Annotated in this window: 15 protein-coding genes; 7 read left to right on the top strand and 8 right to left on the bottom strand. The window is 62.0% G+C overall.

What is annotated here, in order from left to right; genetic code table 11:
• Positions 1-12 precede the first annotated feature (12 nt).
• Positions 13-2,079 (top strand): PTS fructose transporter subunit IIABC, encoded by a 2,067-nt coding sequence (locus HMPREF2656_RS07680; RefSeq protein WP_141761039.1) that lies wholly within the window; start codon positions 13-15, stop codon positions 2,077-2,079.
• 66 nt (positions 2,080-2,145) lie between these two features.
• Entirely contained in the window at positions 2,146-2,415 is a 270-nt protein-coding gene (locus HMPREF2656_RS07685; RefSeq protein WP_070422337.1) for an HPr family phosphocarrier protein, read from the top strand.
• Between the two features lie 76 nt (positions 2,416-2,491).
• On the opposite strand, the gene HMPREF2656_RS07690 is transcribed toward HMPREF2656_RS07685, so the two are convergent.
• The gene (locus HMPREF2656_RS07690; RefSeq protein ID WP_070422336.1) at positions 2,492-3,769 is read right to left on the bottom strand and encodes a uracil-xanthine permease family protein; all 1,278 of its coding nucleotides are present in this window, start codon (positions 3,767-3,769) and stop codon (positions 2,492-2,494) included.
• Positions 3,770-3,846: 77 nt separating this feature from the next.
• On the opposite strand from HMPREF2656_RS07690, the gene nagB reads away from it, so the two are divergent.
• Complete coding sequence (nagB, locus tag HMPREF2656_RS07695; protein WP_070422335.1) at positions 3,847-4,608, top strand: glucosamine-6-phosphate deaminase; 762 nt, start codon at positions 3,847-3,849, stop codon at positions 4,606-4,608.
• A gap of 33 nt (positions 4,609-4,641) precedes the next feature.
• Here nagB and hflX read toward each other — a convergent pair whose 3' ends face one another.
• The gene (gene hflX, locus HMPREF2656_RS07700) at positions 4,642-6,186 is read right to left on the bottom strand and encodes a GTPase HflX (protein WP_083319482.1); all 1,545 of its coding nucleotides are present in this window, start codon (positions 6,184-6,186) and stop codon (positions 4,642-4,644) included.
• A gap of 106 nt (positions 6,187-6,292) precedes the next feature.
• On the opposite strand from hflX, the gene HMPREF2656_RS07705 reads away from it, so the two are divergent.
• Both HMPREF2656_RS07705 and HMPREF2656_RS07710 read left to right on the top strand, forming a co-directional pair.
• Positions 6,293-7,045, top strand: a complete 753-nt coding sequence (locus tag HMPREF2656_RS07705; RefSeq protein ID WP_210400970.1) for a hypothetical protein — start codon at positions 6,293-6,295, stop codon at positions 7,043-7,045.
• An 18-nt stretch (positions 7,046-7,063) separates the two neighbouring features.
• Positions 7,064-7,579, top strand: coding sequence for a hypothetical protein (locus HMPREF2656_RS07710; protein ID WP_070483813.1), 516 nt, complete (start codon positions 7,064-7,066; stop codon positions 7,577-7,579).
• An 18-nt stretch (positions 7,580-7,597) separates the two neighbouring features.
• On the opposite strand, the gene HMPREF2656_RS07715 is transcribed toward HMPREF2656_RS07710, so the two are convergent.
• From HMPREF2656_RS07715 to HMPREF2656_RS07730, 4 genes are all read right to left on the bottom strand, one after another.
• The gene (locus HMPREF2656_RS07715; RefSeq protein ID WP_070816256.1) at positions 7,598-8,512 is read right to left on the bottom strand and encodes a hypothetical protein; all 915 of its coding nucleotides are present in this window, start codon (positions 8,510-8,512) and stop codon (positions 7,598-7,600) included.
• A 92-nt stretch (positions 8,513-8,604) separates the two neighbouring features.
• Positions 8,605-9,459 (bottom strand): diaminopimelate epimerase, encoded by an 855-nt coding sequence (gene dapF / locus HMPREF2656_RS07720; protein ID WP_070816257.1) that lies wholly within the window; start codon positions 9,457-9,459, stop codon positions 8,605-8,607.
• Positions 9,402-10,301 carry a tRNA (adenosine(37)-N6)-dimethylallyltransferase MiaA gene (gene miaA, locus HMPREF2656_RS07725; RefSeq protein ID WP_070816258.1) on the bottom strand — a complete coding sequence of 300 codons (900 nt, stop codon included), beginning with the start codon at positions 10,299-10,301 and terminating at the stop codon, positions 9,402-9,404. The genes dapF and miaA overlap by 58 nt, the downstream gene beginning before the upstream one ends.
• Positions 10,298-10,864 carry a hypothetical protein gene (locus HMPREF2656_RS07730; protein WP_070816259.1) on the bottom strand — a complete coding sequence of 189 codons (567 nt, stop codon included), beginning with the start codon at positions 10,862-10,864 and terminating at the stop codon, positions 10,298-10,300. The genes miaA and HMPREF2656_RS07730 overlap by 4 nt, the downstream gene beginning before the upstream one ends.
• Positions 10,865-10,996: 132 nt before the next feature.
• Between HMPREF2656_RS07730 and HMPREF2656_RS07735 the strand changes: the two genes are divergently transcribed.
• The gene (locus HMPREF2656_RS07735; RefSeq protein WP_070816260.1) at positions 10,997-12,361 is read left to right on the top strand and encodes a DUF349 domain-containing protein; all 1,365 of its coding nucleotides are present in this window, start codon (positions 10,997-10,999) and stop codon (positions 12,359-12,361) included.
• Complete coding sequence (locus HMPREF2656_RS07740; RefSeq protein WP_070816261.1) at positions 12,361-13,431, top strand: GNAT family N-acetyltransferase; 1,071 nt, start codon at positions 12,361-12,363, stop codon at positions 13,429-13,431. Before HMPREF2656_RS07735 ends, HMPREF2656_RS07740 begins: the two co-directional genes overlap by 1 nt.
• Here the strand turns inward: HMPREF2656_RS07740 and HMPREF2656_RS07745 are convergent.
• A complete protein-coding gene (locus HMPREF2656_RS07745) occupies positions 13,428-14,048 on the bottom strand; it encodes an Rv2732c family membrane protein (protein ID WP_070816262.1) in 621 nt (206 codons plus the stop codon). The genes HMPREF2656_RS07740 and HMPREF2656_RS07745 overlap by 4 nt on opposite strands.
• Before the next feature lie 17 nt (positions 14,049-14,065).
• On the bottom strand, positions 14,066-15,595 hold the full coding sequence (gene miaB / locus HMPREF2656_RS07750) for a tRNA (N6-isopentenyl adenosine(37)-C2)-methylthiotransferase MiaB (RefSeq protein WP_070816263.1): 1,530 nt from the start codon (positions 15,593-15,595) through the stop codon (positions 14,066-14,068).
• Positions 15,596-15,697: the final 102 nt, after the last annotated feature.

Consider the following 15,697-nt stretch of genomic DNA (forward strand, 5'->3'; position numbering starts at 1 on the left):
AAAGAAGACAACGTGAATCAACCTCTCATCACGCCAAAACTTGTCACGCTTGATGCTGACCTTGGCATTTCTCCCTCCGATGTCATTGGCCAGCTCGCTGCACGTATCGCAGATTCTGGCCGTGCGACTGATGCCGCAGCGGTGGCTGCGGCAGCCGTCGCGCGCGAGGCTAAGGCCGGCACCGGCGTGAACGGACGGGTCGCTATCCCGCACTGCCGTAGTGCCGCTGTCACCGAACCCACGCTTGCGTTTGCCCGGCTGTCCAACCCTGTTGACTTCAACGGCCCCGACGGTGACGCCGAGCTGGTGTTTCTCATTGCAGCACCTGAAGGCGGCGGCAAGGCACACTTAAAGATTCTCTCGAAGCTCGCCCGCGCACTGATCCGCGGCGATTTCGTTGATAACCTCCGCTCCGCCGCGTCCGAGCAGGAGATTGTGGATCTTGTGCACGGCGTGGTCAATGCTGAACCGAAGAAGGCTGAACCGAAGAAGGCTGAGCCGAAGAAGAAGGCCGATGCGGTGGTGTCGTCGCAAAGCAATGCGCCAATTCGTATTGCAGCGGTCACATCGTGTGCGACCGGCATTGCACACACCTACATGGCAGCGGATGCACTGACGCAAGCAGCTAGCAAGCGCGACAATGTTGATCTTCGTGTCGAGCCGCAAGGCTCCTCCGGTGGGGATCCGCTCGACCAGGCGTTTATCGATTCCGCTGATGTGGTGATTTTCGCCCATGATGTCGCTGTTCGCGGAAAGAGTCGCTTCGCGGGTAAGCCCGTGGTCGACAGTCCAGTCAAGCGTGGTGTCAACGAACCTGACGCGATGATCGATGAGGCGATCGCCGCATCGAAGGACCCAAACGCACCTCGAGTAGCTGCAGCGTCGAAGGCAGATAGTGACGACACCGCGTCTGCCGCGACACAGAGCTGGCCCAAGCGCATCCAACAGGCGATCATGACCGGCGTTTCCTACATGGTGCCGTTCGTCGCCGCCGGTGGCCTGCTGTTGGCCCTCGGATTCCTCTTCGGCGGCGCGGACATGGCGAATGGCTGGCAGGCACTGGTCACCGAGCACTCCCCGACTAACCTGCCTGGCAATCAGATCACTGTGGACGGCGAACTCATTGCGTTCAGGCGCTCCGGCTGGTTGCTCTACCTCGGCGCAGTGCTCTTCGCCACTGGGCAGATGGCTATGCAATTCGTCGTGCCGGCACTGTCCGGCTACATCGGCTACGGACTCGCTGGGCGCCCCGGCATCGCGCCTGGCTTCGTCGGCGGCGCAATCTCCGTGATGGTCGGCGCTGGCTTCATCGGTGGCCTGATCACCGGTTTGCTCGCAGGTGTGATCGCCCACTGGATTCAGACCTGGAAGGTTCCGCGCTGGCTGAGCTCGCTCATGCCGGTGGTAATCATCCCGCTGCTGACATCGCTGATCATCGGCGTACTGATGTTCCTGCTGCTGGGCCGTCCGCTCGGCGCTGTCATGGAAGGACTCACCGCGTGGCTGGAGTCCATGTCCGGTTCGTCTGCCGTGCTGCTTGGCGTGATTATCGGCTTGATGATGTGCTTCGACCTGGGTGGCCCGGTGAACAAGGCTGCCTACCTGTTCGGCACCGCTGGCTTGTCTGCGGGTACCCAGGGTGCGTACGAAATCATGGCTGCGGTGATGATCTCGGGCATGGTGCCGCCGATCGCGCTGTCTATCGCCACCTTCCTGCGTTCCTCGCTGTTTACCCCGGCTGAGCAGGAGAACGGAAAGTCTGCCTGGCTGCTGGGCCTGTCCTTCGTATCTGAAGGTGCGATCCCGTTCGCAGCTGCAGATCCGTTCCGTGTGATCCCTTCGATGATGCTTGGCGGCGCAACCGCAGGTGCGGTCTCGATGGCCCTTGGCGTGGGTGCGCAGGCACCGCACGGTGGCGTGTTTGTGATCTTCGCCTACCACCCGTGGTGGGGCATGCTCGTGGCGTTGGCTGCCGGTGTCGCGGTGGCAACGCTCGCTGTTGTGGCGCTCAAACAGTGGTGGCCTAACGATGAGATCCGAAAGGCTGCGAAACGCGAGGAAGAACTCGTGTCGGCTTAAGCACAAGGGCGTACACTCGACTGCAAAACGCATTCTTGAAAAACCGCGTGAAAGGAAAGTTGCATTATGGCTTCGAAGACGGTCAAGGTCGGTTCCACGGTTGGTCTGCACGCTCGTCCGGCGACGGTGATTGCGGACGCTGCTGGTGAGTACGATGACGAGATCCTGCTTACCCTGGTCGGCGGCGACGAGGACGATGAGACTGATGCTGCGTCCTCGCTCATGATCATGGCGATGGGTGCAGAGCACGGCGATGAGGTCATCGTCACCTCTGATAATGCCGAGGCGGTTGAGAAGATCGCCGCACTGATCGCGAAAAATCTCGACGACGAGTAAAGGCTTCTTGCTTAGCGACGACTACGCCCGGGCAACCACTGTGGTTGCCCGGGCGTAGTCTTTTTGATGGGTGAGGTTAGCGGAACTGGCCTTCACCAATATGGTCGTAAGCCCACCGCATCAGCGGGTAGATAACGATGATGCCGACGGAGCCGAGGGCGATGCCTTCCAGGGTGACCTGCCCGACCTCGAAGGTGAGGTTGCCGATGCCGACAATCAGCGCGACGGCAGCTGCGGTGAGGTTCGCCGGGTCAGTGAAGTCGACCTTGTTGTCCTGCCAGATTCGCACGCCAAGCATGCCGATCAGGCCGTAGAGCACCAGGCACGCGCCACCGAGCACGCCGGCAGGAATGGTGAAGATGACTGCGCCGAACTTCGGGATGAACGCGAGGATGATCGCAAAGGTGGCGGCCACCCAGTATGCAGCGGTGGAATACACCTTGGTCGCGGCCATGACTCCAATGTTTTCTGCGTAAGTAGTGGTGCCGGAGCCTCCGAAGCCACCCGCCAGGGTCGTGGCGATGCCATCGCCGATCAGTGCCCGGCCCTGCATGTGGTCCAGGTTGCGGTGGGTCATCTCGGCGACCGCCTTGACGTGTCCGACGTTTTCAGCAATGAGCACAACAAGCACCGGAAGTGTCACTAGCACGGCAGAAAGGTGGAACTCCGGAGTGTGGAACTGCGGCAGGCCAACCCAGGCGGCGTCACCGATGGTGGCCAGCGCGTCCTCGCTCAAACCGCCAGTGAGCGCGGCGAAGAGCCAACCCACCAACACACCAATCAGGATGGACAGTCGGGAAAGCATCCCGCGAGTTGCAACCGTGACCACCACGATGGTCAGCAAAGTCACGCCTGCAACAGCAGGCTGGGTTTGTACGTTACTGACCGCAGTCGGTGCGAGGTTAAAGCCGATCAACGCCACAATCGCACCTGTGACTACAGGGGGCATTACGGCGTCAATGACGCGTTTGCCGGCTTTTTGCACGATCACGCCGACAAGGATGAGCGCCACACCCGTCAGCAGCACGCCACCGAGTTGCGATCCAATGCCATACTGCTGAGACGCGGTCAGCGGGGCGATGAAGGCAAAAGAAGAGCCGAGGTAGCTCGGCAACTGGTTCCGGGTGATCAGCAGAAAGATAATCGTGCCAAGTCCGGAAAACAGCAACGTGGTGTTTACTGGGAAGCCAGTGAGCGTGGGCACCAGCAGTGTTGCGCCAAACATAGCCACCACATGCTGCATGCCGATGCCGATGGTGCGCGACCACGACAGTCGTTCGTCGGGAGCGACAACAGCCCCGGGTTTCACATGGCGTCCGTCGCCATGCAGGGTCCAACCAATTGAGTTCGTCACGAGTCTTCATTATGGCCCTCGCGCGCTTTGCATAGCTAATCGCAGCCGCAGCAGTTCGAGCGGGTAAGTTGCTCCTCATGGACATCATCATTCGACGCACCCCCGAGGAAGTCGGCACATACGCCGCCGATTGCATCGAGCCGTTCGCACGCCAAGGCGCCACCATCGGCCTTGCGACCGGATCCTCACCCAACCCAACCTATAAAGAGCTCATCCGCCGACACCGCGAAGAAGGCTTGAGCTTCGCCAACTGCAAGGCCTTCTTGCTGGACGAGTACTACGGCATCCCTCGTGACCACGAGCAGTCTTACTACTCGACGATCCGCCGCGAGTTCACCGGCTCTATCGATATTCCGGATTCGTCCGTTGCGTCTCCCGACGGCGAGGCCGCCAACCCCCAGGCAGCAGCTACCTCCTACGACCACGCCATCCGCCACGCGGGCGGTGTAGATATCCAAATTCTCGGCATTGGCGCAAACGGACACATTGCGTTCAACGAGCCGACGAGTTCGCTGCGCTCCCGTACCCGTCTCATCGACCTGCATCCACGCACGATCGAGGACAATGCACGCTTCTTCGATTCTGCCGACGAGGTCCCGCGCCAAGCCCTGACACAGGGCATCGGCACCATCCTTGAGGCACGCCACCTGGTGCTTATCGCCACTGGCCCGGCGAAGGCTAACGCGGTACAAGCACTCGTCGAGGGGCCTCTGTCCGCATCGTGCCCGGCATCGGCACTGCAGCTGCACAACGCCGCGAAGGTTGTCGTAGACGAAAGCGCCGCCGAGATGCTCACCGGGGCCGAAACCTACAAGGCGTTCGACCCTTACTGGCGCTAACACCGGGGTCAACGCCAACCCGAACCGCCAGGCTTAGGAGACGACGAACTCCGCATACTGGTCGGCGAGGACACGTGGCAGGCGGACGTCGATACGCGTGCCCTCTGCCTCGTACTCCTCGGAGCGCACTGTGCCCTCCTCGTGCACGCGGCTTACCACATCACCGCGGGTGTAGGGCACGACCATGGTCACGTGCGCGTCGATAGAGTTGAGGTGCTGCTCGATGCGCGCCTCTAGCTCGTCGATTCCCTCCCCCGTCAGCGCGGACACAAACACCGCGGTGCGGCCGGTTTTTTCAAAGGCGTGGCGAAGTTCGGCGAGCACGATCGGGTCAGCGTCGTCGATCTTGTTCACCACAACGATCTCCGGCGGCATCTCCTCGCCCGAGTCGCGTGTGACCTCTGCAAGGACCGCATTGACTGCTTCGATCTGCTTCAGCGGGAACGGATCCGAACCGTCCACGACGTGCAGGACAAGGTCGGCGCCGCTGACCTCTTCGAGCGTGGACTTAAACGCCTCAACCAGCTGGGTAGGCAGGTGGCGCACAAACCCGACAGTGTCGGTCAGCACTACGTTGCGCCCGTCTGCCAACTTGGCCTTGCGCGTCGATGGGTCGAGAGTGGCAAACAGCGCGTCCTCCACCAGCACGCCCGCACCCGTCATCGCGTTGATCAACGAGGATTTACCCGCGTTGGTGTAGCCCGCGATCGCGATCTTCGGGATAGTGGAGCGCTGGCGCTGCGCGCGCTTGATCTCTCGGGCAGTCTCCATATCGCGCAGCTGGTGGCGCAGTTTGGCCATCTCGGTGCGCAGGCGGCGACGGTCGGCCTCGATACGCGTCTCACCAGGACCACGCAGGCCCACACCGCCGTTGGAGCCAGCACGACCGCCCGCCTGACGCGACAGGTTGCCACCCCAACCGCGGGTACGGCTGTAGAGGTACTCCATCTGCGCAAGGCTGACCTGTGCTTTGCCCTCTTTACTCTTCGCGTGCTGGGCGAAGATATCGAGAATTAACATCGTGCGGTCGATCACCTTGATCTTGAGGGCTTCCTCCAGCGCGATCATCTGCGACGGCGAAAGCTCACCATCAAAAATCACCGTGTCAACGCCGGTAGACAGCACAATCTCACGCAACTCCGCAACCTTGCCGGAGCCGATGTAAGTACCCGGATCAGGTTTGTCGCGCTTTTGATACAGCATGTCGACGACTTCAGCGCCGGCTGTTTCCGCCAGTGCTGAAAGCTCCCACATGCGAGCCTCAATCTCCGCAAGGGTGCCTTCGGTCCACGCGTCAACGAGCAAGACCTGTTCGATGCGGAGTTTGCGGTACTCCACCTCGGTGATGTCTTTTTGGTCCTGCGAGCGGATCTCGGTCGACCCGGTCACGGAACGAAACGCGTTGCGCTCCTCCAGGTCAAGCGCGCCTACCGTCGGTGCGGATTCGTCGGGAACGGTGTTGTGCCGAAAAGCCTCACGGAGAAGTTCGTCGTGGGCGCGTTGCTCGGGCGTGGTGTCGTCGTCACGCAAAAAGCGCTCACGGTTACCGCCGAAACGGTCAAGGTGGGGTTCAGTCATTACATCCTTTAATGGAGCTTGAAATGTCCTCTTCATATCTACCCCATTAAACGCAGATACGGCCGAGATTCTTCCCCGTGTGCGACTGCGACTATTATCGGGCGCCATGAGCACAGCAATCAGCAACGACCTCGCCGCAATCGGCTTGGACTTTGAGAAGTGGCAGGACGCTGTGGAAGCCGCCATTGCCACCGACCGTCTCGCAGTCACCGGTGAAGTGCGCGGCGGCCAACTGATCCAATACGCCGACCCCTCAGGTGCGCAGCTCAACATTTTGGCAGTTGAGCCGTTTGCCACCTTCGCAGGTTTCGACTCCGTAACCCGCGCATACGCCCACGTCACCCCAATCAACGACGTAGTTGCGCTCGCCGATGTGGTGGACCCACGCGGCAACGCGATGGCATCCCTGACCGTGAATCTTGCCCAGGGGCCGCTGCTTGTCGACGAGCCCACGCTCCAATGGCAAGAACTCTCCGTGACCGCACTCGCGCTGACAGCGGAGTGCTACACATCAACCGATGCCTACCTGGCCCTGCACCCGGGAGCGGTGGTTGGCACGGTAACCTCCCCGGGTGCCGAAGCAGTCGCATCCGGTGCCGCCGCTACCCCGGACGCACGCGCCGAATTCTCCGGCCGCGTACTGGATGCGGAATACCGCACCTCCGAACTGACCGGCCAGCGCTTCATCCACGTCTCCGTCGACGCCGCGTTCCCGTTCGACGTATGCCTGCCCGACGGCGACCTGCCGTCGCGCGACTCCGTCATCGCAGGCACCGCAGTGATGGCCGGCTCCATCCCCACTCCGACCGGTGGCGGCTGCGGCGGTTGCGGCGGATCCTGCGGTTGCGGCGGCCATTAATCCCGTAGGGCTTGAACCATGAGTTCACCGGACAAAGACCTCTCACGAGCACTACTCGGCGCGCTCGTACTCGCCGCCTCAGTAGTGCTTGTCTTGACGCTGAAACTACCCGGTCTGCTCGTGTCTGCCCTACTGATTGTTTGTGCATTCTTCATCAGCCGACATCTGCAGCCTGACCCCGAAGTGGCAGCAATGCGCTCGTCACTGCAGTACGCGCGCGACGACATCCTCGAAATTCTCGACGCATACGAGAAGCTCCAAAACGGCGCATCAGCCGCCGATATCGCAGACCGGACGCTGCACTACCCCGCCCTGGCAAACCCCGATAACTCTGTGCCCCAAATCAACGAGTTTCTGCTTCGAGCATCCTCTGCGCGACGCTTCATTGAGCGCGTCGACGGTTATCTCGAATCCCCCGGCACCGACAAAACCCAGTTGGAACGCATCCTGATGGTCGCTGACGAGCGCGCCTTCGAACTTCAGGAGGCCTGGGACGACGCACGCCGGGCCGCAAAAGAGATCGGCCCGGCGTAACGGTTTAACGTTGCGGTTTTAGAACGGCAACTTGATCCCAAGCTGCGGTGCGAACGACACAATACCTGCAGCAATCAGACCGAGAGCAGCAAGCACGCCGGCGATGATGCCGACAATCTTGCCGGCATCGCTCGAGCCAGCGTCCTTATCGTTGTCACCCGGGTTGTTGTCACCCGGCTTGGTCTTATCGTCCAGCTTTGGTTTGGAAGGCTTGGTCGGGAACGCAATAGTACGGTCCCCACCAGCCAAGCAAGCCTTCTGCGCTGCAGTCATTGCAGAGCCGAAGTCACGCTCAATCACCCGCAACATCCGGCCGTACGGTGTCTTTTCAAATGCTGCCTGCAACGCAGCAATTTTGTTTGCTGGAATCGGCATGTCCTCTTCATCTTCATCCAACAGATCAAAAAAGCTCGATGCCTTATACGGGTCGTCGGATGCAACAACCCTCGACGTCAGAAACTGTTTCGAGTCTCCAAGGTCCCCCGGCGAAGGGTAGGCGGCCCCCAGTCGGGATTCTAGATATGCGATGTAGGCAAAGGCCAGTTCGGACTTCTCCGGAAAACGGTGTGATTCCTTCTCAGTTAAAGCTTCATAGGCATCCGCTATCCCTTCTGCCGGCTCAAGCTTCGCTTGCTTTGCTTCGAGATAAGCCTTCACGGTCGGGTTGTTAAGAAAAGCATCGGCAGGCGCTTTTACCTGCGGATAGACCACTTCAATTGCAGCTGCCGTATCCCTGAAAAGAGTAGTTAAAGAATTATCTCCCACAACTTTGTCACGGTAAGCCTGCTCAGCGTCCGTCAGACGAAGTAGGCAAATTTCTCCAAAAGTGCCTTCGCCCTTTTTGCCAACCTCAGCAGCATTTACAGCAGGGATGGTGATCAAGGATGCCGAGAGGCCGAGCGCGACGGCCGAGGCGATTACTTTGCGTTGCATGGGAAACTCCTGTCGGGTGGCTGGGGATACAACGACAGGTGCATTGTAAGGCAGGAAAATCCCCCACACACGTGGTTTACAAAAACTTTCCGCTAAAGTGTGCTGACCAGCTCTCCTCGGAACACGATGGTGGCCGGACCGGTCATGGTGGCTACGCCGTCGTTGAGCTCGACCTTGACGGCACCACCGGGCACGTTGATGGTGACGGCACCGTTTTCAATTCCGGCGTCTGCAAGCACTGCCTGCGCTGCAGCAACCGTGCCGGTGCCGCAGGAGCGTGTCTCCCCGACGCCGCGCTCCCAGACGCGCATGTGCGCCTCGCCGTCGCGAAGTTCGGTAAGCACTTCGACGTTGACGCCTTCAGGGAAGAACTCCGGGTCGAAGGTCGGGGCGACAAAATCCATTTCCGCAAGCCCTTCAGGTGTCAGCTCCGGGATCACGCAGGCGAGGTGTGGGTTGCCCACGTCCACGCCGATGCCAGCGAACTGGTTGTCCCCCATCGATGCGGTGGATACACCGGTGACCTGAACCGCCCCCATGCCGACGGAGACGACGGCATCGGCCTCATCAGCCTCGAGCACACGGATGTGCTTGACACCGGCGCGGGTGTCCACGTCGAACTCGCGGGCATCTTCAAGCCCCTCGGCGACGAGCACATGGGAGAAGGCACGGATGCCGTTGCCACACATCTCTGCGATGGAGCCGTCGGCGTTGCGATAGTCCATGAACCACATACCGTCACGTCGGACGACACGCAGCAGGCCGTCGCCGCCGACGCCGGCTCGGCGGTCGCACAGGAAGGCGACGTACTCTGGGGTGATGTCGAGTTGGTCGTCGACGTCGATCAGGACGACGAAATCGTTTTCGGTGGCATGTGCTTTCAGGAACTTCACGCCAGCGAGTCTAACGCGAGTTCCACCACGTTCGAATCGGCGGCGTCGAGCCATACCGTGCGCGGGTCGCGGTTGAACCACGAGCGCTGCCGGCGCACGTAACGGCGAGTACCGGTGATGGTCTGCTCAAGCGCTTGTTCTTCGGTGAGTTCCCCGTCGAACATGGCGAGGACCTGCGCGTAGCCGATGGCGCGACCGGCGGTGGAATTGCGGACGAGGCCGTCTGTGACCAGGGCGCGGGTTTCGTCGATAAGCCCATGCTCGAACATCATGCGGGTGCGCAGCTCGATGCGGGGGTTGAGCCACTCGGCATTCGTGCGCAAACCGAGGATACGTGTGCCCCAACGTGGAGGGGCATTTTTCGGCGGTTGGGAAGCCTTGAACGGTTTGCCGGTCAATTCGATGACTTCGAGGGCGCGCACGGTACGTCGCGGGTCTTTGTCCTCGATGATGCTGGCTGCTTCCGGATCGACCTCGGCGAGTTCGGCGTGCAGCGCGTCGACGCCGATCTCCCCCAGACGCGCCTCGTAGCGGGCGCGCACGGTGGGGTCGGTGGGTGGGAAGGACCAGGCGTCGATAAGCGACTGCACATACAGCATCGAACCGCCCACCAGCACCGGCACCTTGCCACGCGCCATGATCTCCTCAACCGTGGCCACGGCAAGCGTCTGGTACTCCGCGACGGAGGCGGTCTTGGTCACATCCCAGATATCCAGCAGGTGGTGCGTGATGCCTTCGCGCTCCTCCACCGGTAACTTCGCGGTGCCGATGTCCATGCCCCGGTACAGCTGCATCGAATCAACGTTGACCACTTCCCCGCCGAACTCGTGCGCCAGCGCAATGCCAAGCGCGGACTTGCCGCTGGCAGTGGGCCCTACAACTGCAATGGGATTCATACGCTCCACTCCGCTACATACCGTCCGACACCCAGCGTGTCATCGGCATCGATCAACCGCGCATCCTTGCGCTCAAGTCCTGCGAGTTCGCGCCACAGTTCCGGTTCGAGCACCTGCGTATCGACGAGCACAGCTTCACCACCGTCCAACCACCGCACAATGGCCTCGTGCGTCTCCGGCGCGCCGGGCACCAAGGCCAGCGGGGCGCGCGGAGTTAACCCCGCAGGCCCGTCGACGACGACAACGGTGATGGCGGCGAGGTCAGGGTCGTCAATGCGCGAACGTACCTCGCGAACCTCCGGGTCCCCCAGCGCAAACCTAGCGACCAGCTCTCCTAAGTGGTTCCCACTACGCACCGTGATGTCAGGGCCGCCCCAGGCACGAAACGACCCCGTGTGCGCCGTGTGCCACTGCTCGTCGAGCGAGCAGACGATGTCGATGGCGCGGCCACCTGCAGTTTCTGCCAACGCACGGGTGGCGGCGAGGAGGCGCTGCGAGGCGTCGTCGTGGGGCGAGAGCGCCAACGCAGGCGATCCAGGGATGATCCAAAGGTTTGCTCTCACCCGCTCAACCCTACCCAGAGACCCAAATCACCCCGCAGCGATGCGTGTGGCTGTACGATCGCATGCATTGCGCAAAGGCAGCCGCGGCGCGCGGCACAGTGCGGCCCCAAGGCCGCGGAAAGGACGACCACTATGACCGAGTCGAACCCCACCAACACCTCTGGCAAGATCCCCTCGCCTGCCGCCATGGCGAAGAAGGGTCCGAAGCCTCGGCCACGCCCGGCCGCGGCGCCTGCCGCCCCGTCAGTTACACCGGCGCCTGTTCCGGCCCGTACCCCGTCGGACCCGTCGAAGTTTGGCCGTGTTGATGCAGACGGCAACGTCTTCCTCACCCGCGGCGGCACTGAACGCCAGATCGCGTCCTGGCAGGCAGGTACGCCCGAGGAAGGCCTCGCACACTACGGGCAGCGTTATGACGACCTGGTTACCGAAGTCGAACTCATCGAGACCCGTCTGCGCGCTCACCCGGAAGACGCAGACGCGATCCGCAAATCCGCCGAAGCGCTGAAAGCCTCGCTTGACGACGCCGCAGTAATCGGCGACCTCGACGCCGTCGAAACCCGCCTCGATGCTGCGATTGCCGCATCCGCCGATGCCCGCGAGCAGGCCAAGGAACAAAAGGCGGAACGGCGTAAGGCAGCGATCGCCCGCAAGGAAGCACTCGCCGCCGAGGCCGAAGACCTGGCAGAAAACTCCACCGAATGGAAGCGCGCCGGCGACCGAATCCGCGACATCCTCGAGGAGTGGCGCGGCATCCGCGGCATCGACCGCGCAACCGACGACGAGCTGTGGAAGCGCTACTCCCGCGCCCGCGACAGCTTCAACCGTCGCCGTGGCGCCCACTTCGCCGAGTTGGACCGCAACCGCGCCCAGGCAAAGAAGATCAAGGAAGAACTCGTCGACCGCGCCGAAGCGCTCAAGGACTCCACGGATTGGGGCAACACCGCCCGCGCCTACCGCGACCTGATGACGGAATGGAAGGCCGCCGGCCGCGCCCCACGCGAGGTAGACGACAAGCTCTGGGAGCGCTTCCGCGCCGCCCAGGACCACTTCTTCGAAGCCCGCAACGCCGTCAACGCGGAACGCGACCGCGAATTCGAGGCCAATGCAGAAGCCAAGGATGCGCTGATCGCCGAATACGACGCGCAGATCGACCCCGCGAAGGGCCTCGGCGCCGCGAAGGCGAAACTGCGCGAACTGCAGGACAAGTGGGACGAGATCGGCTTCGTACCACGCGGTCGCATCCGCGAGTACGAGGACAAGATCGCCCGCATCGAGCAGCGCGTCTCCGAGGCCGAAGACTCCCGCTGGCGCAAGACCAACCCTGCCCAGCAGGACAAGGTCAACCAGTTCCAGGTCAAGGCCGACGACTTCGAGCGCCAGGCTCAGGAGGCGGAGGCCAAGGGCAACGCCGCCAAGGCAGCAACGCTGCGTGAGCAGGCGAAGCAGTGGCAGGAGTTCGCCGACGTTGCTGCGAAGGCTGTGAACGAGGGCTAGTGCTCACACCACAGCAGTACGTCCCCCGGCCCAGCTCATCGGAGGCAGTGGTCGGGGGTTACGCATTTTCCGCCACGCTCGCCATCCAAGACATCACAGGCCTTGCCACCTCTGGTGTGTCCGCATCGCACATTGCGAAGCGCCTCGAGCCGTCCGCCGAGTCGGAAGCAATCCTCTTCGTGCTCACCTCCCAGCAGGCACCCCGCCCTGTGACGGATTTGGGCTACCGCGAACTTTTCGACGACGACCTCGACCACACCGACGCCTGGCTCTTCATCTCCCTGCCTTTGCTCGAAGACCGTCGCGTGATCGAAGCGAACTTCACCTTCGACGCCGAGATCGCGCCCATGCCCGGCGAAGATGAACCGCCCGAACCGTGGGCCGCAGCGCTGTCGCTTCTCGACGACCTCTCCACCCGCCTCGAACGCCCCATCCGCCAACTCTGGGTCACCCACCTGCCCGACGCCCCGGCATCCCCCGCGCTGGCCGAAGCCGGTTATGCCGCTGCTTTCCGGGAAGACCAGGCCACGTTCGGCATCACTGCACTGGAGGCACTGCCTCGTACTGTGGCAGCCGAGTTCGCAGTCATCGAAGGCCCAGGGTTCTTTTCCAAGCGCAAGGCCGGCGCGAACGAAGTGGAACAGTTCTCCAGCCTGCTCACCGCGGCATCGCGCGACTACCCTCGCGGCGAGCTCGTGATGGACACGATCAATTGGGACCTTGAGCGCATCCGCGACGCCGGCGCGAGGCTGCAAGACCGAGGCGGCTCGCAACTGACCGGGCTGGCCTACGTCGACGGCGTCATCGTCGGGCTCTGCGAAGTCGTGCGCTTCCACGCCGACGACCCGAAGGTCTGCGAACTCGGTCTTGTCTACGTCCTGCCAGAGCACCGCGGCCGTGGCATCGGCAAATCCCTGCTGCGCGCTTCACTCGAGCGAGCACACGCAACCTGGGAAGACTTGGAGACTGTGTACTGCTCCTACCCCGCCGACTCCGCGCCAGCAGCCGCCATCATGAAAACGGTCGGCGCGGAAGTGGTTTCCGCGACGACAGGGTGGCAAAAGGTCTAAATCTTGCGGTGGCGTTCGGCGGCGCGGGCGCGGCGGTCGTCGACAAGCAGCGGGTTCTCCTCGCGCGCGTTCGCCTGATGCGTCGCCGACTGCTGCAGCAACGCCACGTCGTCGCGCTGCTGCACCTTCGCGCGCTCGTCGGCCACCTTCACCTGTGCCTCAGAGCGAGACAGGATCAGCGGGAACAGCGTGAACACCGCAACGAACACAGCCAACATGGCCAGGTAGTAGCCGATGTCGCGTGAGGTTTCCGGAGCACTTTGGTTGCGCAACCAAATGCCGAGGATGGAAAACACGGCAGAGACCGTTGTGACCATCCAGGCAGGCAGGGTGACGGCGAATCGTCGCAAAGCAACTGCGAGCGATGTCAAAACCCCAACACCGATGAAGGAAAACCACACAAACAAGTACTCCGCCACCGAAGTGCGCGCATCGCGCGACGCCTGGGTCAGCCCCAAAACCTGCCAACCGGCCACCCCACCTGCAAACGGCAACACCAACGCCACGAGGTACACCACCGCACACGCGGCGAGCACCCACCGTTTCGCCCTCATCGTGATCTGCGAAGCGGCGGACTTCTCCGCGTGAGCCAACGTCTGCGAATCCTGCTGCGTCATAGCAGCCACTGTAGCCCCTAGCAGCCGCAGGACGAATCGCCGGTGGGCTGCTTGGGCGGTTGACCGATCGTCGGTAAGCCAAGCCCCACGCCGACAGGTGCAGTCGTCGGCACTTGGCCTGCGGCAGAATTGTCGCCAGCCTTCGTACGACGGTGGTTACGCACCCCAGAATCTGCAATGAGGAAGTGCGGCTTGGACTCAGTGATGGTGACAGTGACGTAATCGCCCGGGCGGATCTCGCCATCAATGTCACCCTCAACCGCGAAGTGCACCAGGCGGCCATCGCGAGCGCGACCCGACATGCGGTGCGTCCGGTCATTCTTACGTCCGCCACCCGCTTGCACAAGCAACTCCTGCTCCGTGCCGATCATCTTCTCGTTCTCCTCGGCACTAATGCGATCCTGCAAGGCAAGCAGGCGCTCGAAACGATCCTGCACCACAGCCTTCGGGATCTGCTGCTCCATCTCCGCAGCCAGCGTGCCCGGACGCGGCGAATACTGGAACGTAAACGCAGAGGTAAAACGAGCCTTCTCCACCACATCGAGCGTCGCCTGGAAATCCTCCTCAGTCTCACCCGGGAACCCGACAATGATGTCAGTGGTGATGGAAGCGTGCGGAAGCTTCTCACGCACCTCCTCCAAAATCCCAAGGAACTTCCTCGACCGGTAGGAACGGCGCATGTCCTTGAGCACCTTGTCGGAGCCCGACTGCAACGGCATATGCAGCTGCGGGCACACGTTCGGAGTCTCCACCATCGCGTCAATCACATCCGAGGTGAACTCCGCCGGGTGCGGCGACGTAAAACGCACACGCTCCAAGCCCTCGATGTCGCCACAGGCACGCAAGAGCTTGGAGAACGCAGAACGGTCGCGCTCCATGTCCTCGTCGACAAAGTTCACGCCATACGCGTTCACATTCTGACCAAGCAGCGTCACCTCGGACACACCCTGATCGACGAGCGCCTGCACCTCCGCCAAAATATCGCCCGGGCGGCGATCCTGCTCCTTACCACGCAACGACGGCACGATGCAGAACGTACACGTGTTATTGCAGCCCACCGACACAGACACCCAACCGGCGTAGGCAGACTCGCGCTTCGCCGGCAGGACAGACGGAAACACCTCGAGCGACTCAACAATCTCTACCTGGGCTTCGTCCTCCACCCGTGCGCGATCGAGCAACGCCGGCAATGCGGAGATGTTGTGCGTGCCAAAGACGGCGTCGACCCACGGTGCCTTCTCAATCACCGTGTCGCGATCCTTCTGCGCCAAACACCCGCCGACCGCAATCTGCATGCCCGGATGATTCGCCTTCGTGTTCTTCAACTGTCCGAGCGAGCCATACAGGCGCTGATCCGCGTTTTCACGCACCGCACAGGTATTGAAGACCACCAGGTCGGGCTCAGCCCCCTCGTCTGCCGCCACGTACCCAGCATCCTCGAGCAGACCCGAAAGACGCTCAGAATCGTGCACGTTCATCTGGCAGCCGAACGTCCGCACCTCATAGGTGCGCGAAGTGGTGTTTTCAGAGGTATTTGCCGTAGTCACGGCGAGACAGTCTAACCAGGCAAAGCGCCCAAACCTAACCGCAAATGACAAACACTTTCCCAGTTTTGGTCACCCGCATCACAGTTTTGGCCTACTGTGCCT

Source organism: Corynebacterium sp. HMSC034B08 (assembly GCF_001835805.1).
GTDB classification, from domain to species: Bacteria; Actinomycetota; Actinomycetes; order Mycobacteriales; family Mycobacteriaceae; genus Corynebacterium; species Corynebacterium coyleae.